Origin of the sequence: Paraburkholderia sp. GAS41, from assembly GCF_050436545.1 — a bacterium.
In the GTDB taxonomy this organism is placed as follows: Bacteria; Pseudomonadota; Gammaproteobacteria; order Burkholderiales; family Burkholderiaceae; genus Paraburkholderia.
The window spans coordinates 24,583-46,172 of sequence record NZ_JBNDMK010000012.1; the positions used below are offsets into that span (position 1 = coordinate 24,583).

19 protein-coding genes and 1 pseudogene are annotated in these 21,590 nt (G+C 61.9%); 13 read left to right on the forward strand and 7 right to left on the reverse strand.

Features of this window, described 5'->3' with window-relative positions; translation table 11 throughout:
* Positions 1–447: 447 nt before the first annotated feature.
* The 4 genes from P3T43_RS17750 to P3T43_RS17765 form a co-directional block, all read right to left on the reverse strand.
* Positions 448–1,092: a DUF3331 domain-containing protein gene (locus tag P3T43_RS17750; RefSeq protein WP_429282346.1), complete on the reverse strand. Its 645-nt coding sequence runs from the start codon at positions 1,090–1,092 to the stop codon at positions 448–450.
* Between the two features lie 283 nt (positions 1,093–1,375).
* Positions 1,376–2,365 (reverse strand): zinc-dependent alcohol dehydrogenase family protein, encoded by a 990-nt coding sequence (locus P3T43_RS17755; protein WP_429282347.1) that lies wholly within the window; start codon positions 2,363–2,365, stop codon positions 1,376–1,378.
* A 75-nt stretch (positions 2,366–2,440) separates the two neighbouring features.
* Positions 2,441–3,544, reverse strand: coding sequence for an alkene reductase (locus tag P3T43_RS17760; protein WP_429282348.1), 1,104 nt, complete (start codon positions 3,542–3,544; stop codon positions 2,441–2,443).
* A gap of 60 nt (positions 3,545–3,604) precedes the next feature.
* Positions 3,605–4,372: an SDR family NAD(P)-dependent oxidoreductase gene (locus P3T43_RS17765; protein ID WP_429282502.1), complete on the reverse strand. Its 768-nt coding sequence runs from the start codon at positions 4,370–4,372 to the stop codon at positions 3,605–3,607.
* A gap of 237 nt (positions 4,373–4,609) precedes the next feature.
* Here P3T43_RS17765 and P3T43_RS17770 point away from each other — a divergent pair, with 237 nt between their 5' ends.
* The 8 genes from P3T43_RS17770 to P3T43_RS17805 all read left to right on the forward strand — a co-directional run bounded on the left by P3T43_RS17770 (position 4,610) and on the right by P3T43_RS17805 (position 12,075).
* Positions 4,610–5,488, forward strand: coding sequence for a LysR substrate-binding domain-containing protein (locus tag P3T43_RS17770; protein WP_429282349.1), 879 nt, complete (start codon positions 4,610–4,612; stop codon positions 5,486–5,488).
* A 204-nt stretch (positions 5,489–5,692) separates the two neighbouring features.
* Positions 5,693–7,312, forward strand: coding sequence for a sugar ABC transporter ATP-binding protein (locus P3T43_RS17775; protein ID WP_429282350.1), 1,620 nt, complete (start codon positions 5,693–5,695; stop codon positions 7,310–7,312).
* On the forward strand, positions 7,309–8,307 hold the full coding sequence (locus tag P3T43_RS17780) for an ABC transporter permease (protein ID WP_429282351.1): 999 nt from the start codon (positions 7,309–7,311) through the stop codon (positions 8,305–8,307). Before P3T43_RS17775 ends, P3T43_RS17780 begins: the two co-directional genes overlap by 4 nt.
* A 185-nt stretch (positions 8,308–8,492) precedes the next feature.
* On the forward strand, positions 8,493–9,572 hold the full coding sequence (locus tag P3T43_RS17785; protein WP_429282352.1) for a substrate-binding domain-containing protein: 1,080 nt from the start codon (positions 8,493–8,495) through the stop codon (positions 9,570–9,572).
* Positions 9,573–9,951: 379 nt separating this feature from the next.
* Positions 9,952–10,296 carry an SH3-like domain-containing protein gene (locus P3T43_RS17790; RefSeq protein ID WP_429282353.1) on the forward strand — a complete coding sequence of 115 codons (345 nt, stop codon included), beginning with the start codon at positions 9,952–9,954 and terminating at the stop codon, positions 10,294–10,296.
* Positions 10,293–10,958, forward strand: coding sequence for a nitrile hydratase subunit alpha (locus P3T43_RS17795; protein ID WP_429282354.1), 666 nt, complete (start codon positions 10,293–10,295; stop codon positions 10,956–10,958). Before P3T43_RS17790 ends, P3T43_RS17795 begins: the two co-directional genes overlap by 4 nt.
* Positions 10,955–11,314, forward strand: a complete 360-nt coding sequence (locus tag P3T43_RS17800; RefSeq protein ID WP_429282355.1) for a hypothetical protein — start codon at positions 10,955–10,957, stop codon at positions 11,312–11,314. The genes P3T43_RS17795 and P3T43_RS17800 overlap by 4 nt, the downstream gene beginning before the upstream one ends.
* Positions 11,311–12,075, forward strand: coding sequence for an aquaporin (locus P3T43_RS17805; RefSeq protein WP_429282356.1), 765 nt, complete (start codon positions 11,311–11,313; stop codon positions 12,073–12,075). Before P3T43_RS17800 ends, P3T43_RS17805 begins: the two co-directional genes overlap by 4 nt.
* 51 nt (positions 12,076–12,126) lie before the next feature.
* Here the strand turns inward: P3T43_RS17805 and P3T43_RS17810 are convergent.
* Both P3T43_RS17810 and P3T43_RS17815 read right to left on the reverse strand, forming a co-directional pair.
* Positions 12,127–12,402: pseudogene (locus tag P3T43_RS17810) on the reverse strand (LysR substrate-binding domain-containing protein); the annotation flags it as partial.
* Between the two features lie 84 nt (positions 12,403–12,486).
* Positions 12,487–13,290, reverse strand: a complete 804-nt coding sequence (locus P3T43_RS17815) for a DUF72 domain-containing protein (RefSeq protein WP_429282357.1) — start codon at positions 13,288–13,290, stop codon at positions 12,487–12,489.
* 300 nt (positions 13,291–13,590) lie between these two features.
* Between P3T43_RS17815 and P3T43_RS17820 the strand changes: the two genes are divergently transcribed.
* Positions 13,591–14,763, forward strand: coding sequence for a 4-hydroxybenzoate 3-monooxygenase (locus P3T43_RS17820; protein WP_429282358.1), 1,173 nt, complete (start codon positions 13,591–13,593; stop codon positions 14,761–14,763).
* 34 nt (positions 14,764–14,797) lie between these two features.
* Here P3T43_RS17820 and P3T43_RS17825 read toward each other — a convergent pair whose 3' ends face one another.
* A complete protein-coding gene (locus tag P3T43_RS17825; protein ID WP_429282359.1) occupies positions 14,798–15,601 on the reverse strand; it encodes a TetR/AcrR family transcriptional regulator in 804 nt (267 codons plus the stop codon).
* 211 nt (positions 15,602–15,812) lie between these two features.
* Between P3T43_RS17825 and P3T43_RS17830 the strand changes: the two genes are divergently transcribed.
* The 4 genes from P3T43_RS17830 (at position 15,813) to P3T43_RS17845 (ending at position 21,588) form a co-directional block, all read left to right on the forward strand.
* Positions 15,813–16,994: an isovaleryl-CoA dehydrogenase gene (locus P3T43_RS17830; RefSeq protein ID WP_429282360.1), complete on the forward strand. Its 1,182-nt coding sequence runs from the start codon at positions 15,813–15,815 to the stop codon at positions 16,992–16,994.
* A gap of 78 nt (positions 16,995–17,072) precedes the next feature.
* Positions 17,073–18,680, forward strand: a complete 1,608-nt coding sequence (locus P3T43_RS17835; protein ID WP_429282361.1) for a carboxyl transferase domain-containing protein — start codon at positions 17,073–17,075, stop codon at positions 18,678–18,680.
* A gap of 33 nt (positions 18,681–18,713) precedes the next feature.
* A complete protein-coding gene (locus tag P3T43_RS17840; protein ID WP_429282362.1) occupies positions 18,714–19,499 on the forward strand; it encodes an enoyl-CoA hydratase/isomerase family protein in 786 nt (261 codons plus the stop codon).
* A gap of 67 nt (positions 19,500–19,566) precedes the next feature.
* Entirely contained in the window at positions 19,567–21,588 is a 2,022-nt protein-coding gene (locus tag P3T43_RS17845; protein ID WP_429282363.1) for an acetyl/propionyl/methylcrotonyl-CoA carboxylase subunit alpha, read from the forward strand.
* Positions 21,589–21,590: the final 2 nt, after the last annotated feature.

Below are 21,590 nucleotides of genomic sequence, written 5' to 3' on the forward strand. Positions count from 1 at the left end.
TGCGGGGTGCGCGTGCACGCCGGGCGCTTGCGAATCAAAGCTGCGACGCGTGGCGTGTTGTCGGTTTGCGTCGCTGACATGAAAGCCAATTTAATGGCGCAAGGGCAAAAGGAAAAAGACTTTGTAGGTGGGTGGCCATGCTTCAGGAGCATGCTTTGACGATGACGTGCCCGATCGTTAGGACTGCATCGTCCAATGCGTGAGGTAGAGCCGGGTGTCGGGAAAATGAAAGCATGCGCTGATACGCATGGCTCGATGGGCTTGCGGGATCGTCCACATCGAAGAAGACGAGCGCAACAAAGCCCTCGCGATCTGCTGGGATCGCAGGCAGAGGTCTTGTTGTCGCGACTGGATATGCGCGTAGGTCGGAGCTGAGCTCGGGCAGAAAGAGGACCGCAATGGACCAAAAGAGTGGCGGCGGATCAGCCGGTGGGCCGATCCGCTATATCATGCCGGGCCTTCGAGGTATTCGATCGCTTCGGCCAGCACCATTTGCGCGGCATTGGCCGGACGGGCCGCAGTGCGGCCGGCCGGTCCATAAACGGCGTCGCCGCGCACGATACTGTTCCCAGTCAGCGCGCACACCCCTTGCGAGCGGGCGATCCGGCGAATCCAGAGCTGCTCGCAATAGTTGGCGGCGGTGGAGTCCCGCCATGTAATCGACACGGATTTGGGGCTGAAACGTTCGACGAAGGTCACGACGGCGCTCTCCGCGAGGGCCGCGGGCGCGCGGGCACGATCGGCCGCTGCGCCGCGCCGGGCGCGGTTGCTACACTCGCGCCCGGAGCGGGAGGCGGGCTGGCGTGGCTCTTCGGTGACATCCTGCGCGGTCTTGTCGACCCGCGCTGCGCCCGCATTGACCGCGCTCGACAGGGGCCCCGCGCCGTCCTTGAGCCCGGCAATCACGACCGCCCATGGATCGGCAAGCCGCGCGGGCGTCATGGCGGACCGGGGCAACGCGGCGCCGCTCGACGGGAAGGCTGGTTCGGTGGCGTCGTGGCGCTCGGTGGCATCGACCTTCAGTTGTCGATTGCGCGTCGCGGTTCGCTTGTGCGTCACCGCGAAGTCTGACCCGGTTCCTGTTCCGTTCACGTCGAATCCTTTATTTGGCGCCGTCCTTGCGGACAGGGCGGCCTGTAACGATGTGCTGCCATTCGCTTCGGCGCCCGCTGCCGCGCAGCGAAGAGACGCCAACGCCCGTCGTGGCGGCAAGCGACACAACGGGGCATGGAGTGTGGGTGCCCTTTACGACACCCTCGAGGGCATGATATCGACTGCCTTACAGCGGATAAATACGCGTTCGCTGAAAACTCCGTTTGGGTTCTGCCAACAATCGAACCCTGCGGGACATGGGGCGCGGTTGCGCCTGTGCCGGTCACACGGTGACGACGATCTTGCCGAACTGGCCGTTTTTCTCCAGATAACGGTGCACTTCCACGAAGTCGTCGAACCTGAAGGTACGATCGATAACCGGTTTGAGTGCGCCGCTTTCCAGGCCTTTAAGGACAAATTCGACCGCAGCCTTGCGGCGGGTTTCGTCGCCGCTCGTCAGCCAGATGTTGTGCGCCTTGACCGTGATGACCTTGGCAATCATGTCAAGAATGGGCAGCGGCGTGACCTCGGTGCTGAGCGCGCCGTAGATGAACGCGATGCCACCGAACGACAGGGCGCCCACCAGTTTGGCGAAGGTGGGACCGCCAACCGGGTCGAACGCGACGCGCGCCCCGTTGCCGCCGGTGATACGCATCACTTCCTGCACCAGGTCGGATTCTTCCGTGGCGATCACGTGCGCCGCGCCGGCTTCGAGCAACTGGGCGCGCTTTTCCGAGGTGCGCGTGAGCGCAATCGTCGTCGCGCCCGCATAGTTGGCGAGCTGGATCGCCGCGAGGCCCACGCTGCTGGAGGCAGCCGGAATGATGACGAAATCGCCCTGGGTGACCTTGGCGTCTTCGATGAGCGCGCCGTAGGCCGTCACGAACATCATCCATACCGAGGCAGCCTCCGCATACGAGAGCGTCTTTGGATGCTTCACGACCGCGTAGTCCGGCGCAATGATGACCTCGCCGTACGTAGCGTATTGGTTCATCGAAAACGACGGGATGATGCTGACGTCGTCGCCCACTGCAATACCGTTGACACCTGAGCCGACGGCATCGACGACGCCTGCCGCTTCGTAGCCGAGACCGGCGGGGAATTTGACCGGTTCGATATAGATGTCGGTGCGCCACATGGCTTCGGCGCGGTTGATACCGATTGCCTTCACGTTAATGCGAACTTCATTGGGACCGGGCGCGCGAACTTGCTGTTCGACGAATTCGAGTACTTCGGGACCGCCGGCTTTTGCAAACTGAATCGTGCGTGACATGTGAACCTCGTGATCGGGACATCTAGATGGATGATGAAGGGGCACCGCGTTGAGCGTATTGAGTCTAGTGCAGGGTTACGCTGTCGCAAGGGCTTCGTAAGCGGGGAAGTCCGTGTAATGCGTTTCGTCGCCGCCCCAGAAGGCCGCACGGACGTAAGGCGTGAGCGGCAAAGCGTGCTTCAGGCGGTACGGCAGGTCCGGATTCGACGAGAAGTGGCGCCCAAACGCTACGAGGTCGGCATCGCCCGATGCAACGATCGCTTCAGCGCTCGCGCCGTCGAAACCACCTGCGGCGATAATCGGACCCGTGAAATGTGGCCGCAGATACTTCACCGCGACCGCAGCGTGTCCTTCGTGCAGTGTTTCGTCGCCCTTGATTCGCGGTTCGATCACATGCAGATACGCGAGGCCGTATCCGTCGAGCACTTTTGCCACGTAACTGAAGGTGGCTTCCGGATTGCTGTCGGAGATGCCGCCCCACTCGCCGGACGGCGAGATCCGCACGCCAACCCGTTCTGCACCGAACACCGAGATCAGCGCTTCGACCGCTTCCCGCAGGAATCGCACACGGTTTTCAAGCGGGCCGCCGTAGGCGTCCGTGCGCTTGTTGGTACCGTCCTGAATAAACTGGTCCACGAGGTAGCCGTTTGCGCCATGCAGTTCGACACCGTCGAAGCCTGCGTCGAGTGCCCGTTGAGCGGCCAGCCGGAAATCTTCGATGATGCCGGGGATTTCTTCGATCGCCAATGCACGATGCGGTGACGCCGGAACGAAACCGTCCTTGGTGAGTGCTACGCCATCGAACGGGACGACCGAGGGCGCCAGCGGCGCAACGCCGCCCGTCATTTCCACGTGGCTTTGCCGGCCGCCGTGAATGAGTTGCATGAAGACGCGGCCGCCCTTGGCATGAACCGCGTTGGCGATGGCCTTCCAGCCTTCCGTCTGGCCGTCGTGATAGAAGCTCGCGGCGCCCAGATACGAACGGGCCGTGATCGAGATGCTGACACCTTCGATGATTTCGAGGCCGCCTTCCGAGGCGCGCTGGCCGTAGAAATCCGCCATCATCGGGCTGGGGATGTCGTTCGGCTGAATGGTGCGCAAACGGGTCATCGGCGCCAGAACGACACGATGGGAGAGGGAATAGGCACCGACCTGCTTGGGAGTGAATAAGTTTTTCATGATCTCGATTAATATGGATGACGAATTAAATTGAAATGAGGTTGGACCTGCGATACGGCGTTACTGGATGGAATAGTGGTTAAATTTTTTCGGGCCTCCGTCGACGCATAAGGTTTCGCCCGTGATCCAGCGCGCGGCATCCGAAGCCAGAAAAACCACGCTGCTGCCAATGTCCTCGAACTGCGCACTACGTTTCAATGTCTGCCTCTCGAGCGTGGCCTCGCGGCTATTCTTCGTGGTCGCGAGCGCCGACACGCTGTTTGCCGCCACGCCCGGTGCAATCGCATTCACGCGCACACCGCGGCTACCGAGCGTAAGTGCGAAATGCCTGACGAGCGTATCGACCGCGCCCTTGCTTGCTGCGTAGGCCGAAAGCGAACCCACCGAGGCATGCGCGGCCAGCGATGAAACCAGCACGACGCTGCTGCCTGTACACATCGCCGGCATGAGTTGCTGAACCAGAAAGTAGGGCGCACGCACGTTCAGGGCGAACAGTTCGTCGAAATCGTCGACGGTGGTGTCTTCGAGGCTCGCGTCCTTCGCGATCCCGGCGCTCGCCACCAGCACGTCCAGACGCGCGCCGATCACGACGCGCACCCGCCTGGCCAGCCGGTGCGGACCTTCCGGCGTGCGCAGGTCCGCGCCAATCTTGTCGGCATGCCCGCCGTCGGCGCGAATCAGCGCAACCACTTCGCTGGCGGCCTGGTCTTCGCGGCAGTAGTGAACCAGCACCTGGGCACCCGCCTGAGCGAGAGCCAGCGCAGCGGCGCGGCCAATTCCGCGTGAGGCGCCCGTTACCAGCGCGGTTTTGCCGTTGAGAAGGCTCATGCCCGGCTGGCTGGCAGTTGCGTATTCGCCGCTGGGCAAAACGACCGACATGTTCATTTCAGTTCCTCAGCGATATAGATGTCAGGCATGGAGCGGAATCGGAGCGGGTTGATTGTCTTGATCGGATTGCCGTTGCGTCGCCGCCTGATGGGTAATCTAGTGGGGGCTTGCACAAAATTAAAAGACTTTGTAGGCTGGCTGGCATGCCTGTGAGGCATGGGTCGTCAAAGAGGGTCTATGGAACTTCGCCATTTGCGGTACTTCATCGTGGTCGCCGAGACCGGCAGTCTCACGGTGGCGGCCGAACGCCGGCTGTTTACCTCCCAGCCGTCGCTGAGCCGCCAGATTCGCGACCTGGAAGAGGAGGTCGGCGCCGAACTGTTCAGTCGCAGCGCACGCGGGGTTGAACTGACGGCGGCGGGCAAGGCATTTCTCGACCACGCGCGACTCGCGCTGTCCCAGGTCGACGCCGCCACCGAGGCGGCGCGGCGTGCGTCGCAACCCTCCAAGCCGGTCTTCGCGCTCGGGTTTCTGACGGGGCAGGAAATGACCTGGCTGCCGCGTGCGATGCAGGTGTTGCGCGAGGAATTGCCGAAGATCGACGTGACGGTGTCGAGCCACTACTCACCGGACCTGGCCGATGCTGTGGCGCGCGGCAAGCTCGACCTCGCGTTTCTGCGCGCCGAACCGGGGTTCGATCTGGACTACCGGGTGGTGAGTCGGGAAAAGCTCATTGTGCTGATGCCAAGCGATCACCGGCTGACCGCCCGGAGCACGATCCGCCCGGAAGATTTCGCGGGCGAGCCGTTCATCATGGCGACGAACAAGGCGACGGTGCTCAATCAGGTGATCTTGCGCTATCTGCGCGACAACGCGATCGAGGTCACGCCCGAACACGGCGTGGACAATCTCGCCATGGCGATGTCGCTGGTGGCCTCCACGCGCGGGCTCGCCCTGTTGCCGGAGTACGCCAACAACCTGCTGCCGTGGTCGGTGGTGAGCCGCCCGCTCGAAGGCGAAGCGCCGACGGTCGATCTGGTGATCGGCTACAGCCGGTCGAATACGTCTGCAGTCCTGCAGATGTTTCTTTCCAGGGCGGATGAACTGGCGCTCTGACGGTGTTGCCGCGTGATGGCTGATACGTAAACGATAGGATCATCACAAACTGCGCGATTCTTGTTGTGATTCTCTCGCCGTTTACCGATCAGATAGGGCTAAATGTTATTGACGCATCATTTGGCTGATGCGAAGATCACAACACACCTCGCGGCCCGATCGCGAAGCATAAGAATTCGTCATACGGACGAAGGAGACATCAGGATGAGTGAGCCGGTTGCGGTCGCGGCCGCTTCATCGCCTCAAGTGCCATTGATCCGCGTCACGGGCGTCACCAAGAAATTTGGTGGCGTGCAGGCGCTGCGCGGCGTCAATCTGGAGGTTTTGCCGGGTGAAGTGCATGCACTGCTCGGCGAAAATGGCGCGGGCAAATCCACCCTCATCAAGATACTGAGCGGCGTCCACGCGTACGACGAAGGCTCGATCGAAATTGCCGGCCAGAAGGTCGCGTTCGAATCGCCGGCGAAGTCGCGCGAAGCAGGCGTCGCCGTCGTCTATCAGGACCTGAGTCTGGTCGAATCGCTGTCGGTGGGCGCCAATCTGATGCTCGGGCGCGAGCCGCGCACGCGGCTGGGCTTCGTCAGGCAGCGCGAGCTGATGGCGCAGGTCAGCGCCTTTCTGCGCGAACACCATATTCCGCTCGATCCACGCGTGCCGGTCGATTCGCTGCCGTTTGCCTATCGTCAGATGACGGAAATCTGCAAGGCGCTGATGGGCGATGTCCGTGTGCTGATTCTCGACGAACCCACCTCCGCGCTCACGGGCGGCGAAGAACAGATTCTGTTCGACGCGATTCGCACGGTGACGGAGCGCGGTGTCGGCGTGATCTACGTCACGCACCGGCTCAACGAGGTGTTTCGCATTTCCCAGCGCGTGACGGTGTTCCGCGACGGCGCCAACGCGGGCCATTTCGCCACCGCCGAGACCGACATGAAGCAACTGGTCGCAGCCATCGTCGGCCCGCGGCATGCGGCCATGCAGGCGAGGCAGGAAACCACGCGGGGCGTGGCGACCCAACCACAACCATCCGCGGACACAGGCGCGGCAGCGCAGATCGCGCCGCCGGTCGATCATGGCGCGCCGGTGCTGACGCTCTCGAACGTGAGCAACGCGCGTCTCTCGCGCGTGGATTTCGCCGTGCGCAAGGGCGAGGTGCATGGTCTTGCCGGGCTGATCGGAAGTGGCCGCACGGAAATCCTGCAGACAATCTTCGGTCTGCTACCGATTCACACCGGCACGATCGAACTCGACGGCGAGCCTCTCGCCGCGCGCAGCCCCGCTGACGCGATCCGGCGCGGCGTTGCGCTGGTGCCGGAGGACCGGCATCTGCAAGGGCTCGTGCTCGACCATTCGATCGAACGCAATCTGACCTTGCCGCGCCTTGCGCAGTTTTCGCGCGGGGGCTGGCTGCTTGCGAAAGCGGCTGCACTTCAGGCGCGCACGGCGATGAAGCAACTGGCCGTGAAGGCGCCCGATGCGTCGACCCAGGCGAAGTTTCTCTCCGGCGGCAACCAGCAGAAGGTCGTGTTTGCCAAATGGAACTATCCGCGCCCGAAGGTGTTGCTGCTCGACGAGCCGACAGTCGGCGTCGATGTCGGCGCGCGCGAAGAAATCTATGGTGTGGTGCACGACGCGGCGCGCGCGGGCACTGGCGTGGTGGTGGTGTCGTCGGATCTGGACGAACTGTTGCGGCTGTGCGACCGAATTTCCATCGTGGTGGACGGCTCGATTGAACGAACCTACGAGCGCGGGCAGATTCGCCATGCGGAAGAACTGCACCATCTCATTCAACTTCCCCGCTTTACCGAAGAGCTTGCAACATGAACGAGTCTGTTTCGCCGATGTCCGCCGAGCAACAGGCCGCCCAGCGGCACGGACGCGCGTGGCGCATCGCGCAGCTTCTGCTGCAGGGCGATCGCCCGTACATGCTGTATATCGCGTTTGCGATTCTGTTGGTGGTGTTCAGCTTTGCGTCGCCATGGTTTCTGTCCGTCGATAACTTCCTGAATATTGGGCGGCAGACGGCGCTGGTGTCGATCATCGCAATCGGCATGACGTTCGTGATCATTGCGCGGCAGATCGATCTTTCGGTGGGATCGGTGCTGGCCTTGTCGGGGATGTCGGCGGCGCTGGCGATGTCGCACATCAGCGACAACTGGATTCTCGGCGCGATCGCAGGCATTGGCACCGGCGCGATCGTCGGCGCAATCAACGGCTTCGTCACGACGCGCCTGTCCATTCCGTCGTTTCTCGTCACGCTCGGAAGCCTGAGTGCAGCGCGCGGTCTGGCATTGATGGTCACTACGACGCGCCCCGAGATCATCACCAACGACAGGTTCATCGCGATCTTCGGTGAAGGCGATATCGCCGGCGTGCCGGTGCCGATCTTATGGACGCTGCTCGCCGTGATCGGCGGCATTCTGCTGCTGCACTACAGCGTGTTCGGCCGGCAGATTTATGCGGCAGGGGGCAATCCGACGGCCGCGCTTTATTCAGGCATCAACATTCGCCGCGTGACGACGCTCGCTTTCGTCCTGACGGGCGCGTTGGCCGGGCTCGCCGCGCTGGTACTCGCCGCGCGTTCGCATGCCGCGCGCCCCGACGTGGTGCAGGGCATGGAACTCGACGTGATTGCTTCCGTCACGCTGGGCGGCTGCAGTCTGTTCGGCGGACGCGGCTTCATTCTTGGCACGCTGCTCGGCAGTCTCATCATCGGCACGCTGAATAACGGGCTGGTGCTGCTCGGCGTGAGTTCGTCGCTGCAACTCGTAATCAAGGGCGTCATCATTGTCGCGGCAGTCGCGTTCACCCGCAAATAGGATAGTTAGCACTCAGAGTCAATTGGTTCGCCATGGATGCAACGTTGCGTGTCGGGCCGTGAAGGGTAGTCCAAAAGAATCGCAGGAGACGCAGTACAACACGACCAACGGAGGAAAACCATGAACTATCGTCGTGGATCTGGAGCGAGACTGGCCAGTGTTCTGGCAACAACGGCGCTCGCGCTATGCTGTTCGCAGGCTCTCGCGCAGGCATGCACGAGAGCCTGCCGGTGAACTCGATTGGACCGAAGGGTATCGTCGGTCAGGGGCCGAATGGCGAAAAGGCCGCATCGGTCGATGCCGTCAAGCTGATGGATGCCGAAGCCGCGAAGGTCAAGGCCGGCAACTTCAAGGTCGGCATTTCGATGCAGACCATGAACCTCGACTGGTCGCAACTGCAGGTGCAGGGCATCACGGACACGCTGAAGAAATACGGCGTGGAAGTGATCGGCACGGCGTCGGCCGAGTATCAGGTCGACAAGCAGATCGCCGACATCGAAAACACGATTCAGCGCCATCCGAACGGCATCATCTCGATCCCCGTCGACGGCACGGCAACGGCTGCGACCTACAAGAAAGTCTCGCAGGCCGGTATCAAGCTCGTGTTCATGGACAACGTGCCGACCGGCCTCAAGCATCCTGAGGAGTACGCGGCAATGGTCTCGGCGGATAGCGAAGGCAATGGCCAGATCGCGGCGAAGGTGCTCGCATCGTGCGTGCCGAAGGGCGGGACGGTAGGTCTGGTGAACTTCGGTGTGGATTATTTCAGCACGACGGAGCGCACCAAGGCCGTCAACGACTGGATGAAGAAGAATCGCCCCGACATCAAGGTCAAGCAGGTCGCGTTCACGGACCCGTCGAAAGTCGGACAGATTGCGGGTGACTTCCTCACGGCGAATCCGGACGTCAAGGGCGTGTTTGCCGTATGGGACCAGCCGGCGCTCGACACGCTGACGTCAATGCGCGCACAAGGACTCAATACGCCTATGACGACGGTCGACCTCGGTCTCGAATCCGCCATTGAAATTGCCAAGGGCGGCCCGCTCAAGGCAACCGGTTCGCAGCGCCCCTACGATCAAGGCGTGGCCGAAGCCATGGCGATGATGAAGGCGTTGATTGGGCAGACGCCGCCGGCATGGATCGGCGTGCAATCGCTGCCTGTCGTGCAGTCGAACGTGCTCGAATCGTATAAAACGGTATTCAAGAAGGACCCCCCGCCGCAACTGGCCGATGCCTGCAAGAAGGCCGCGCCCGCCTGCGGTTGATGACCTGAAAGCGCTTTAGCGCATTTGCTGGGATGGTTCGAGAGCGAAGCCTTGGTGGGCTTCGCTCTTTTTTATTGCGCGCTGGAGGCTGTGACCGCATCCGGAGCGCTGCGAAACCCGCTTGCCAAACCGTGAAGCGAAAACCAGATTGACGCGCACTGGCGTGCTTGCTAGTCTGCTAGAAAACCGACCCCGTTTTAGGTAATGGCTAAGACATTAGCCCCTGCCGGAAGGGTCAGATGTTTACAGTTATTACTGTGACTCACCTGGTGACCATTTAGGCAGTGCACAACTGGCTTTATCACCGACGCTTGAGGCCTTCCCAAGGCCATAGATAGCGCCGCCAACGATTGCTTCTTCCAAGAATGGGAGCAGTGCAATGAGGCACGAATCAACAGAAAACCCGGCAAAAGTGGTGTTCGCAGAGCGAGAGGTGCCCATTTTTCGCGTCGGCGATGTCGTCCGTGTTGCTGAACGAACGCCGGTTGGGCATTACCGCGTGCCGACCTATCTGCGGGGCAAGACGGGTGTCGTGGAAGCGGTCATCGAACCACCGGGTATCGACAACGAAGACGAAAGCTTTGGCCGGAACGCCGGAATCAAGCTGCACTATTACCGCGTCTCGTTTCCGATGACACGTCTTTGGGAAAACTATAAAGATTCACCCGGCGATGCTCTGCACATCGAAGTGTTCGAAACGTGGCTCCAAAGGGAGAAACCATGAGCAGCGAAGTTCCGGCACACGGCGACGATCACGATCACGATCATTCTCACGCGCCCGTCCAGCAGGAAGGGCATCCGTCGTACTACGAAATCATGGAGATTGCAGTACGCGAATTGCTGGTCGAGAAGAAATTGCTTGGCCCCGGTGAGGTCAGACGGCAGATAGAAGTGCTCGATTCCCGCACACCGGCCCTTGGCGCCAAGGTAGTCGCGAGAGCGTGGGTTGATCCTGCCTTCAAAGCGCGCCTGCTGGAGAATGGCCGCCAATCGTGTGAGGAGCTCGGGGTCAGTTTCTATGACGACACTCAGCTGATCGTGCTGGAGAACACCGAGAAAATCCATAACGTCATCGTGTGCACGCTCTGCTCGTGCTATCCACGTGCGTTGCTGGGCCTGCCCCCGGACTGGTACAAGCTCAAGCCCTATCGAGCCCGCACGGTATTGGAACCGAGAGCGGTACTCGCCGAGTTTGGTACGGTGATACCGGACGACGTCGAAGTGCGTGTGAGCGACTCGACGGCCATGGTCCGATACCTCGTCTTGCCACGTCGTCCACCGGGCACGGAAGCGCTGTCGGAGGATGAACTCGCCGCGCTGGTCACGCGCGATGCGATGATCGGTGTCATTACGGTGAAAGGGCCCGCTGAGAAGGAGGCATCATGACTGGCACAGAGCAGCAGGTAAAACGCCTTCCCAACGACATCGGCGGTCTTCCGGCTGCGCCTATCCAGCAAGTAGAACACCCGCTTGAACCTTGGGAGAAACGCTGCCATGCCTTGGCCGACGTGCTTGATTATCACAAGATCATCAATACGGAAGAGAAGCGGCGGGGTGTGGAGGCGTTGGGCGCCGAAATGGTCAACAGCCTGAGTTACTACCAGCGCTGGATTGTCGCCTTCGCCAACATACTCTTCCAGAAAGGCATTCTGGTGCCCAGCGAGTTGGCCCTCAAGATGGATGAGGTGGAGTCTCGCTTCCATGATTCTGATCCCGGTGCAACGGCACCGCACGGTTCATGAGTTCGCCACTTGCGCATCTCGTTCCGACCTGCTTTGTCGAGGCCGATCCGCAACTCGAACTGACAAGGCGAGCGGCGATTGAATGTATCGGCACGTTGCTGCTCACCACCGTGGCCGCAGGTGCAGGCCTGGCGGTAACGCAGGTGGAACCGGGCAACCACGGGTTTGCTTTGCTGCTTAGCGCGTTAGTCACGAGCGGCGCACTGGTGGGCCTGATCCTGGCGCTTGGCAAGGTCTCGGGCGGCCATTTCAATCCGCTGATCACGCTGCTGCAGTGGATTTCCCGGGAGCGAAATGGCAAGTGCACGATTGCCTACGTCGTGGGTCAGCTGATTGGAGCCGCACTTGGCGCCGCGATCGCAAACATGCTGTTTCCAACGCCGTCTGTTGAGCAAGCGATGGCCACGCCAACAGTGGCTCTTGTTGCAAGCGAATTCATTGCGTCCGCGGGGTTGATGACGATTGTGTTCGGTTGCACGCGAAGCGGCCTGGCCAGTACCGGACCCTTTGCCGTGGGTGCCTGGCTGTTCGCTGCGATTATCGCGACACCATCCGGTTCTTACGCTAACCCTGCGATTACTGTGGCCTCGATCATCGCCCATGGGCCCGTCCACCTGAGCGTTCGGGCCGTGTGGCTCTATGTGCCCGCCGAACTGTTGGGCGCGGTGCTCGCGATCCTCATTATCGCCATCGGCTTTCCGCGCAAAAGACTGCCTGATGTGGTGGAACAACCCGTGGATAGAGCCGCGCTGCAGCGCTAAACCTCGTGCCGCGTTAGTGATGAGCCTTCGGTACGACCGGCAATCACACAATCAGCTGGGCAACGCCAGGCATGCCTGATTGGCACGCTTCTTCCAGGACCGAAAGAGGTCGAGCAACGTTCTGGACGGAGCGGACATCGCCCCCTTTCGTTGCCAAACCGCTCCGACATCCATCGTCGGCACCGCGATGCTTAGGTCGCGACGGCTAATTCTGTTTCCTTCAAGGGACCACGGGCGGTAGACCAGGTCCGAGAGAATGGTGACGCCCTGTCCGAGTGCCACGAAGCTTCGCACCGCTTCTATGGATTTACTCTGCAACCGGACATCATTTTTATGCTCTGGGCGTTGGCGGGAACGCTGACCTATCATCCGCCGATCATGTCGTGACAAGAGTTGCTCAACCTCAACCTCTCATAGCCGCGCAATGAGCGCTTTCGCCGCGGCCGGATTGCGCTCCTTGAAGCCACTGATCACGTAGAGATAAACATCGTGCCCGCTTTTTGCGACCGGTTTGGTTTCAACTGGTTCGAGATCCTCAGGAACGATACCAGCGGCAAGCTGGCGCGCTCGTTCGGCCCACGCATCGAGTGCCTTCTTTGAATATCCTTCGCCCTGCTTTTCGGTTGTCCCCATGATGCGCGCATACACAAACGGCGCGGTGAGGTTGGCTATCTGCGGATAGTCGCTATCGCCAGCCAGCACGATCGCTACACCGTATTTTTTCGCCAGCGTGACAAAGGCTTCGTTGCGGAAACTTTCATGCCGGACTTCGACGGCATGCCTGAGGGTAAGTCCGTCGAGCGTTTTTGGCAGCAAGGTCAAGAATGCTTCGAAGTCCTCTGGGTCAAATTGCTTGGTGGTGGCGAACTGCCAGTTGATCGGGCCGAGCTTGTGCTTCAGATTCGCGAGGCCGCTGGCGAAGAAGCGTTCGATACTGTCGCCGGCTTCGGCCAGCACGCGCCGGTTCGTTGCATAGCGCGGCGCTTTGAGCGCAAATGCGAAATCGTCGGGCGTCTCGTCGTGCCACTTCGTGTAGCTCTCAGGCTTTTGCAAGCCGTAGAACGTCCCATTAATTTCTATAGTCGACAGGTGGCGGCTGGCGTACTCCAGCTCGCGCTTTTGCGTCAGGTCTTCCGGATAAAAGACGCCGCGCCATGGGGCATAAGTCCAGCCTCCAATACCCACCCGGATGCGCGGTTTCGTACGCGTTGCCATATGCGGTTTTCCTTGTTGTTCGGGTGTGCGTGGCGGGGCTCAAGCTTGCGCATTGGGACAGCAAGCGCAATGCCACGCTGGCGGTTCGCAGCGGATTCCGCGTGTCGCTCAGCGAGCGCATAGCTTAACCCAGCCACCCTTTCCAGACACTGCGCGGGCGAAAGCGGTTTCCTGATGCCCAAACGCTAATGCTTTTATCTCTAAAGCAGATAGTTGTTATCCGCCATATCGCGTTGCGCGATACGGTCGGTGATCGGCACACTGATGCAACAAATCAATCGCCGCTATCAGGAGACATTCATGCGCACTCAAGTTGGCATCATCGGTGCCGGGCCGGCAGGCCTGCTTCTTTCTCATCTGCTTCATCTGCGCGGCATCGACTCAGTTGTGCTCGAATCGCGCGCCCGTGGGCAAATCGAATCCACCATCCGCGCGGGCGTGCTCGAACAAGGCACGACGGATCTGCTGCGCGAAGCGGGCGTCGGCACGCGCATGAAGGCGGAGGGCGCGCTCCACCATGGCTTCGAGCTCGCTTATGAAGGCAAGCGTCGACGCATCGATCTGACCGGGCTGACGGGTCACTCGATCACCGTCTACGCGCAGCACGAGGTCATTAAAGACCTGGTGGCCGCACGCATGGAAGTGGGTGGCGCCTTGCTGTTTGGCGTGTCCGACACGTCGATTCACGGCATCGATACCGCGACGCCTTCAATCCGCTTTACGCACGAGGGCGAGGCTTGCGAATTGCAGTGCGATTTCGTAATGGGTTGCGACGGCTCGCAAGGCGTGTCGCGTGCGTCGATTCCGGCGCCATTACGTAAGGATTACGAACGGGTCTATCCATTCGGCTGGTTCGGCATCCTGTGCGAAGGCCCGCCCTCTGCGGACGAACTGATCTATGCGCGCCATGAGCGCGGCTTTGCGCTCGTCAGCACGCGTTCCGCGAACGTGCAGCGAATGTATTTCCAGTGCGACCCGAAGGACTCGGTGAACAACTGGTCCGACGACCGCATCTGGGCCGAACTGCACGCACGGGTCGATTCCGCCGACGGTCAGAAGGTGGTGGACGGCAAGATCTTCCAGAAGAACATAGTCGGCATGCGCAGTTTTGTCTCGACCACCATGCAGCACGGGCGGCTGTTTCTGGCGGGCGATGCGGCCCATATCGTGCCGCCGACGGGCGCCAAAGGCCTGAACCTCGCGGTCGCCGACGTGCGCGTGCTAACCGCCGCCCTGCGCGCATTCTACGAAGAAAACCGCAGGGATCTGCTCGATAGTTATAGCGCCACGGCCCTCAAGCGCATCTGGCGTGCCGAGCATTTTTCGTACTGGATGACCCGCATGCTGCACCGGCTCGACGATGCGTCCCCGTTCGAACAGCAGTTGCAAATCGCGGAACTGGACCACGTCACGACTTCCCGTGCCGCTGCGACGGCGCTGGTGGAAAACTACGTGGGTGCGGCATCGGTATAACGCCACGCGCTTGCCGCGCGCCCCGCATCAAGCGTCAAGCACCGCCGCCCTTATCGACCTTCTTGCCGCGGCGCGCGACCGGCGTCACTTCGATGGGCGCCGGCTGCTGCGCCGCCTCGGCCGCTTCCAGGCGCCGGCTTGCTTCGCCCACCTCGTGCCTGAACTGCACCAGCGCGGCCAGCGCCGCATCCGGCGGCTGCAGGGCGGCCCACAGCACATCGATCAGGCTGCCCGCGGTAGCTTCGATATCCGTGCGGCGGTTGGCGAGCGTGGCGTCCCACAAGACGTGCTCCATCGGCCCGAACACCATGGATCGCAGCAGCCGCAGCGGCATATCCGCGCGCACCTGGCCGGTTTCCTGGCCACGCGCGAGCACGCGCATGAGCGGCGCCGTATAGCGCCGTTGCATATCCGTCAGCGCTTCGCCGAGTTCGTGATGCCGCGCACGGCCCTCCGACAGCACCAACGCGCACAGATCAGTGCCGTTCACCAGCATCAGGCGCAGGTGCATCCGCACAATGAAAGCAAATTGTTGGCGCACGCTGCCGTCGCGCGGCAGGCCGGTTTCAATCGCCTCGATGATTTCGTCGTACCAGTCGCCGATCACCCGCGCGCACAACTCCCGCTTGCCGCGGAAATAGCTGAAAACGGTGGCCTCGGAGATGCCGAGGCGCTGCGCGATCTCAGCCGTGGTGGCGCGCTCGTAGCCCTTCTCGGAGAACACATCGCGTCCAGCCTGAAGGATCTCCTTCACGCGCTGCTGCGATTTGCGTCCGGCCGGCTGGCGACGCGATACCGGCGCTTCAGGCGCGGTTCCGGCCCTGGGTGCAGCCATCATCTGAGTCCAGTTCAAGTTTCAAGGTACGGGGAACCCGGCTTCACCGAGTTTAGCACGCTGATACGGGGCTTCAGTCCGTCAAAGGAGTATCTGAGTATCACTCAAAAATACCTATTGACGTATACGTAAATCTAGCGTGAAATTCGCCTTGTGCGAGCGCGCGCCGTGAAGCCGCGCATGCGAACGCCTACGAATTCCTGGAGACACTGCAATGAGTAACCTGCCCGGTTTGCAATTCCCGCTTGGTGAAGAGATCGAAATGCTGCGCGACAGCCTCGCGGGTTTTGCAGCGAAGGAAATCGCGCCGCGCGCCGCAGAAATCGATCGCACGGATCAGTTCCCCATGGACCTGTGGAAGAAGTTCGGCGACCTGGGCGTGCTCGGGATGACGGTGTCGGAGGAATATGGCGGCGCCAACATGGGCTATACGGCGCACATGGTCGCGATGGAAGAGATCTCGCGCGCCTCGGCTTCGGTCGGCCTTTCATACGGCGCGCATTCCAACCTGTGTGTGAACCAGATTCACCGCAACGGTACCGAGGCGCAAAAGCGGAAGTATCTGCCCAGACTGGTGTCCGGCGAACACGTGGGCGCACTCGCCATGAGCGAGCCGAACGCCGGTTCGGACGTGGTCAGCATGAAACTGCGGGCGGACAAGAAGGGCGACCACTATGTGCTGAACGGCACCAAGATGTGGATCACCAATGGCCCGGATTGCGACACGCTGGTGGTCTACGCCAAAACGGATATTGAAGCGGGCCCGCGCGGCATGACCGCGTTTATCGTCGAAAGAGGCATGAAGGGCTTTTCGGTCGCGCAGAAGCTCGACAAGCTCGGCATGCGCGGCTCGCACACGGGCGAACTGGTGTTCGAGAACGTCGAAGTGCCGGAAGAAAACATCCTTGGTCAGTTGAACGGCGGCGTGAAGGTGCTGATGAGCGGGCTCGATTACGAGCGCGCGGTGCTGGCAGGCGGCCCGACCGGCATCATGGTCGCGGTGATGGACTCGGTGGTTCCCTACATTCACGACCGCAAGCAGTTCGGTCAGTCGATCGGCGAATTTCAGCTCATTCAAGGCAAGGTGGCCGATCTGTACACCACGCTGCAGGCGTGCCGCGCGTATCTGTACGCGGTGGGCCGTCAGCTCGACACGCTGGGCTCGGAGCACGTGCGCCAGATGCGCAAGGACTGCGCGGGCGTGATCCTCTACACCGCTGAAAAGGCCACGTGGATGGCCGGCGAAGCGATCCAGATTCTCGGCGGCAATGGCTACATCAACGAATATCCGGTGGGCCGTCTGTGGCGCGATGCGAAGCTTTATGAAATCGGCGCAGGCACGAGCGAAATCCGCCGCATGCTGATCGGCCGCGAACTGTTTGCGGAAACGCTTTGACACTTGAGCCGGGCCGCTCAAGCGGTCCGGTCCGCGCAAGGCGGTGAATAGAATAGCGGTGCACAGGAGAGCCAGGCAATGCCCATCATTGAAACAAAGCTGAATCCGCGCTCGGACGATTTCCGCAACAACGCGGCTGCGCTCGAGGCACTGGTTGCCGATCTGCGCGCCAAAGTCGAAAAGCTCGCCTTGGGCGGCGGGCAGGCTGCGCGCGACAAACACGTAGGACGCGGCAAGTTGCTGCCGCGCGACCGGATTGCGCAATTGCTCGATCCGGGCACGCCGTTTCTGGAACTGTCGCAACTGGCCGCGTTCGGCATGTATCACGACGACGCGCCGGGCGCCGGCGTGATCACGGGCATTGGCCGCATCGCCGGACACGAATGCGTGATTGTCTGCAACGACGCCACGGTCAAGGGCGGCACGTACTATCCGGTGACGGTCAAAAAGCACGTGCGTGCCCAGGAGATCGCGGCGGAAAACCATCTGCCATGCGTGTATCTGGTGGATTCCGGCGGCGCCAATCTGCCGAATCAGGACGACGTTTTCCCCGATCGAGATCACTTCGGGCGCATCTTCTTCAACCAGGCGAACCTGTCCGCGGCCGGCATTCCGCAAATTGCCGTGGTGATGGGTTCATGCACCGCGGGCGGCGCCTATGTGCCGGCAATGAGCGACGAGTCGATCATCGTAAAGAACCAGGGGACGATTTTTCTCGGCGGGCCGCCGTTGGTCAAGGCCGCGACCGGTGAAGTGGTCAGCGCGGAAGATCTGGGCGGTGGCGACGTGCATACGCGTCTGTCCGGGGTGGTCGACCATCTGGCGCAGAACGACGCGCATGCGTTGGGGATTGCTCGCAGCATCGTCGGCAATCTGAATCGCACCAAGCAGGTGCCGGTGGCGCTGCAGGAGCCGAAGCCGCCGCGCTACGACCCGAAGAGCATGTATGGCGTGATCCCCGTCGACACGCGCAAGCCGTTCGACATTCGCGAGGTGATTGCCCGTATCGTCGACGATTCGGCTTTCGACGAATTCAAGGCGCGTTATGGCACGACGCTCGTGACGGGCTTCGCGCATATCTGGGGGCATCCGGTTGGCATCATCGCCAACAACGGCATCCTGTTTTCGGAGTCCGCGCTAAAGGGCGCGCACTTTATCGAACTGTGCTGCCAGCGCAAGATTCCGCTCGTTTTCCTGCAGAACATCACGGGCTTCATGGTGGGCCGCAAGTACGAAAACGAAGGTATCGCGCGCAACGGCGCCAAGATGGTGACCGCGGTGGCCACGGCCAAGGTGCCGAAGTTCACGGTGATCATCGGCGGCTCGTTCGGCGCGGGCAATTACGGCATGTGCGGCCGCGCGTATTCGCCGCGCTTTCTGTGGATGTGGCCGAACGCGCGCATCTCCGTGATGGGCGGCGAGCAGGCGGCGTCGGTGCTGGCGACGGTCAAGCGTGATGGCATCGAAGGCAAGGGCGGGACTTGGACGGCCGAGCAGGAAGAGGCGTTCAAGCAGCCGATCCGCGAGCAATATGAACACCAGGGGCACCCGTACTATGCTAGCGCGCGCTTGTGGGACGACGGTGTGATCGATCCGGCACAAACCCGCGATGTGCTGGGCCTGGGACTGTCCGCGTCGATGAACGCGCCAATCGAAGACACGCGTTTCGGCGTGTTCAGAATGTAACGCGGCAGGCCCTGAGCGAAGGAGTCGATCGATATGGAATACGAAACATTGAGCCTGACGCAGGCGGGCCAGGTGGTGACGGTGACGTTGAACCGCCCCGACGTGCGCAACGCATTCAACGAAACGATGATCGCCGAACTGACGGCGGCATTTGCCGGGCTGAATCAGCGCGACGACGTGCGCGCCGTCGTGCTGGCCGCCAGCGGCAAGGCGTTTTGCGCGGGCGCGGACCTGAACTGGATGAAGAAGATGGCCGGCTACTCAGACGAGGAGAACCGTGCCGACGCCATGCGTCTCGCAGCGATGCTGTCGGCCATCTACCGCTGCAACAAGCCGGTGATCGCACGCGTCAATGGCGACGCCTACGCGGGCGGCATGGGTTTGATCTGCGCCTGCGACATCGTGGTGGCGGCGGACACGGCGCGCTTCTGTCTTTCCGAAGCGCGTCTGGGCCTGATTCCCGCGACCATCGCCCCCTATGTGATTCGCGCGCTCGGTGAGCAGGCGTCGCGCCGCTATTTCACGACCGCCGAGCTGTTCGACTGCGCGACGGCGCTGCGTGTTGGGCTCGTCAGCGAAGCGGTGAGCGACGACCAGCTGGACGCGACCGTGCAGCAACTGACCGACACGCTCTGCGCCAACGGGCCGCAGGCAGTGCGCGCCTGCAAACAACTCGTGCAGGACGTGGCTGGACGCGAACTGGATGACGCGCTGATCGAAGAAACAGCCGCGCGTATTGCCCGTGTACGCGCCGGCGCGGAAGGCCGCGAAGGGGTGGCGTCGTTCCTCGAGAAGCGCGCGCCGGCATGGCGCCACTAAGGTCGCTGTACGCTACGACAAACCGCAGAACAACAGTCCTGAACCGGACCACTCAGCGAGACACCTCATGTTCAACAAGATTCTGATCGCCAACCGCGGTGAGATTGCCTGCCGGGTTGCCGCCACCTGCAAGCGTCTCGGCATCGCGAGCGTGGCGGTGTATTCCGACGCGGACGCCAATGCGAAGCATGTCGCGGCGTGCGACGAAGCGGTGCATATCGGCGGTTCGACTGCGGCCGAGAGCTATCTTCGCTACGAACGCATCATCGCAGCGGCACGCGCGACGGGCGCGCAGGCGGTGCATCCGGGCTACGGTTTTCTGTCGGAAAACGAAGATTTTGCGCGAGCTTGCGAAGCGGCCGGTATTGTCTTCATCGGACCGCCGGTCGAAGCCATTGCCGCGATGGGCTCGAAAGCGGCCGCCAAGGCGCTGATGCATGCCGCCGCGGTGCCGCTGGTGCCCGGCTATCACGGCGACGATCAGGATGCCAAACTGCTGCAACGGGAAGCCGATTCGATGGGCTATCCGGTCCTGCTGAAGGCAAGCGCGGGTGGCGGCGGCAAGGGGATGCGGGTGGTGGAGCGCAGCGAAGATTTCGCCGCGGCGCTTGCGTCCTGCAAACGCGAGGCGGCCAGCAGCTTCGGCAACGACCGCGTGCTGATCGAAAAGTATCTGACCCGGCCGCGTCACGTGGAAGTGCAGGTGTTCGCCGACCAGCAAGGCGGCGCCGTGTATCTGTTCGATCGCGATTGCTCGGTGCAGCGCCGCCATCAGAAAGTGCTGGAAGAAGCGCCGGCACCGGGTCTGTCCGCCGAATTGCGGCGCGAGATGGGCGAGGCGGCGGTCGCCGCGGCGCGCGCGGTGAATTACGTGGGCGCGGGCACGGTCGAGTTCATCATGACGGGCGCGAGCCAGTTCTATTTCATGGAGATGAACACGCGTCTGCAGGTCGAGCATCCGGTGACCGAAATGGTGACGGGACTGGATCTGGTCGAATGGCAATTGCGGGTGGCTTCCGGCGAGCCGTTGCCGCTCACGCAGGCGCAACTTAAACTCGACGGTCATGCCATCGAAGCGCGTATTTATGCCGAGCATCCGGCGCGTGGGTTCCTGCCGTCGACGGGCACGCTCAAACATCTGCGCATGCCGCAAGGCGTGGAATTTACGCTCAGTTCGACGGATTTACCCGGTTCACGCGCAGCGGTGCGGATCGACAGCGGTGTGCGCGAGGGCGACACGATCACGCCGTTCTACGATCCGATGATCGCCAAGCTGATCGTGCATGGTGCCACGCGGGCCGAAGCGCTCGCGCGGATGAGCCGCGCCTTGCGGGCTTGCGAAGTCGTGGGTCCGCATACCAATGTCGAGTTTCTGCAGCGCATCGTGGCGAGCGAGCCTTTCTCGAGCGGCGACCTCGATACGGGCCTGATCGAGCGGTATCACGATGTCCTGTTCGCGCCGGTGAAAAAGCCCTTTCGTGAAGCGCTTGCGCTGGCCTGTGCGGCCTTGCTCACGCGTGAAGGCGGTACCGCACATGGCGCGTCGCCGTGGGATGCGCTGTCGCACTGGCGTCTGAACAGCGGCTATACGCAGACGCTCGCCTGGCGCGATATTGAGGGCGAAACGGCCTTTGCTGTGGTGTTTGCCCGCGATGGCGGCGCGCAAACGCTGGAATATGCAGGGCAGCGTGACGGTTTTACGTGGTGGAGCGGCGCGGGCGTGCATGAGTTCGGCGCGACGATCGGCGACTCGCACGTTACGGGGCGCGTGTTTGTCGACGGTGACGTGTTTCATGTGTTTTGCCTCGGTGAGGCGCAGGCCTTCGAATGGCAAAACCTGCTGGCGCATGCCGCGGACGCTGAACACGGTGAAGGGCGTCTCACTGCGCCGATGCCCGGCAAGGTGATCGCCGTGCTGGTGGAGCCGGGTGCGGTGGTCGAGAAAGGCACGCCGCTGATCGTGATGGAAGCCATGAAGATGGAGCACACGATTGGTGCACCGACGGCCGGCACGGTATCGGAAGTGCTGTATGCCGTCGGCGATCAGGTCGCTGACGGCGCGCAATTGCTGGTGCTCGAGGTGGGCTGAGC

Bases quoted from the DNA above. Each gene is read 5' to 3' on its own strand.
- P3T43_RS17755 (WP_429282347.1), bottom strand. From the start codon at position 2,365: ATGTCACGCACGATTCAGTTTGCAAAAGCCGGCGGTCCCGAAGTACTC.
- P3T43_RS17760 (WP_429282348.1), bottom strand. From the start codon at position 3,544: ATGAAAAACTTATTCACTCCCAAGCAGGTCGGTGCCTATTCCCTCTCC.
- P3T43_RS17765 (WP_429282502.1), bottom strand. From the start codon at position 4,372: ATGAGCCTTCTCAACGGCAAAACCGCGCTGGTAACGGGCGCCTCACGC.
- P3T43_RS17770 (WP_429282349.1), top strand. From the start codon at position 4,610: ATGGAACTTCGCCATTTGCGGTACTTCATCGTGGTCGCCGAGACCGGC.
- P3T43_RS17775 (WP_429282350.1), top strand. From the start codon at position 5,693: ATGAGTGAGCCGGTTGCGGTCGCGGCCGCTTCATCGCCTCAAGTGCCA.
- P3T43_RS17780 (WP_429282351.1), top strand. From the start codon at position 7,309: ATGAACGAGTCTGTTTCGCCGATGTCCGCCGAGCAACAGGCCGCCCAG.
- P3T43_RS17785 (WP_429282352.1), top strand. From the start codon at position 8,493: ATGCTGTTCGCAGGCTCTCGCGCAGGCATGCACGAGAGCCTGCCGGTG.
- P3T43_RS17790 (WP_429282353.1), top strand. From the start codon at position 9,952: ATGAGGCACGAATCAACAGAAAACCCGGCAAAAGTGGTGTTCGCAGAG.
- P3T43_RS17795 (WP_429282354.1), top strand. From the start codon at position 10,293: ATGAGCAGCGAAGTTCCGGCACACGGCGACGATCACGATCACGATCAT.
- P3T43_RS17800 (WP_429282355.1), top strand. From the start codon at position 10,955: ATGACTGGCACAGAGCAGCAGGTAAAACGCCTTCCCAACGACATCGGC.
- P3T43_RS17805 (WP_429282356.1), top strand. From the start codon at position 11,311: ATGAGTTCGCCACTTGCGCATCTCGTTCCGACCTGCTTTGTCGAGGCC.
- P3T43_RS17815 (WP_429282357.1), bottom strand. From the start codon at position 13,290: ATGGCAACGCGTACGAAACCGCGCATCCGGGTGGGTATTGGAGGCTGG.
- P3T43_RS17820 (WP_429282358.1), top strand. From the start codon at position 13,591: ATGCGCACTCAAGTTGGCATCATCGGTGCCGGGCCGGCAGGCCTGCTT.
- P3T43_RS17825 (WP_429282359.1), bottom strand. From the start codon at position 15,601: ATGATGGCTGCACCCAGGGCCGGAACCGCGCCTGAAGCGCCGGTATCG.
- P3T43_RS17830 (WP_429282360.1), top strand. From the start codon at position 15,813: ATGAGTAACCTGCCCGGTTTGCAATTCCCGCTTGGTGAAGAGATCGAA.
- P3T43_RS17835 (WP_429282361.1), top strand. From the start codon at position 17,073: ATGCCCATCATTGAAACAAAGCTGAATCCGCGCTCGGACGATTTCCGC.
- P3T43_RS17840 (WP_429282362.1), top strand. From the start codon at position 18,714: ATGGAATACGAAACATTGAGCCTGACGCAGGCGGGCCAGGTGGTGACG.
- P3T43_RS17845 (WP_429282363.1), top strand. From the start codon at position 19,567: ATGTTCAACAAGATTCTGATCGCCAACCGCGGTGAGATTGCCTGCCGG.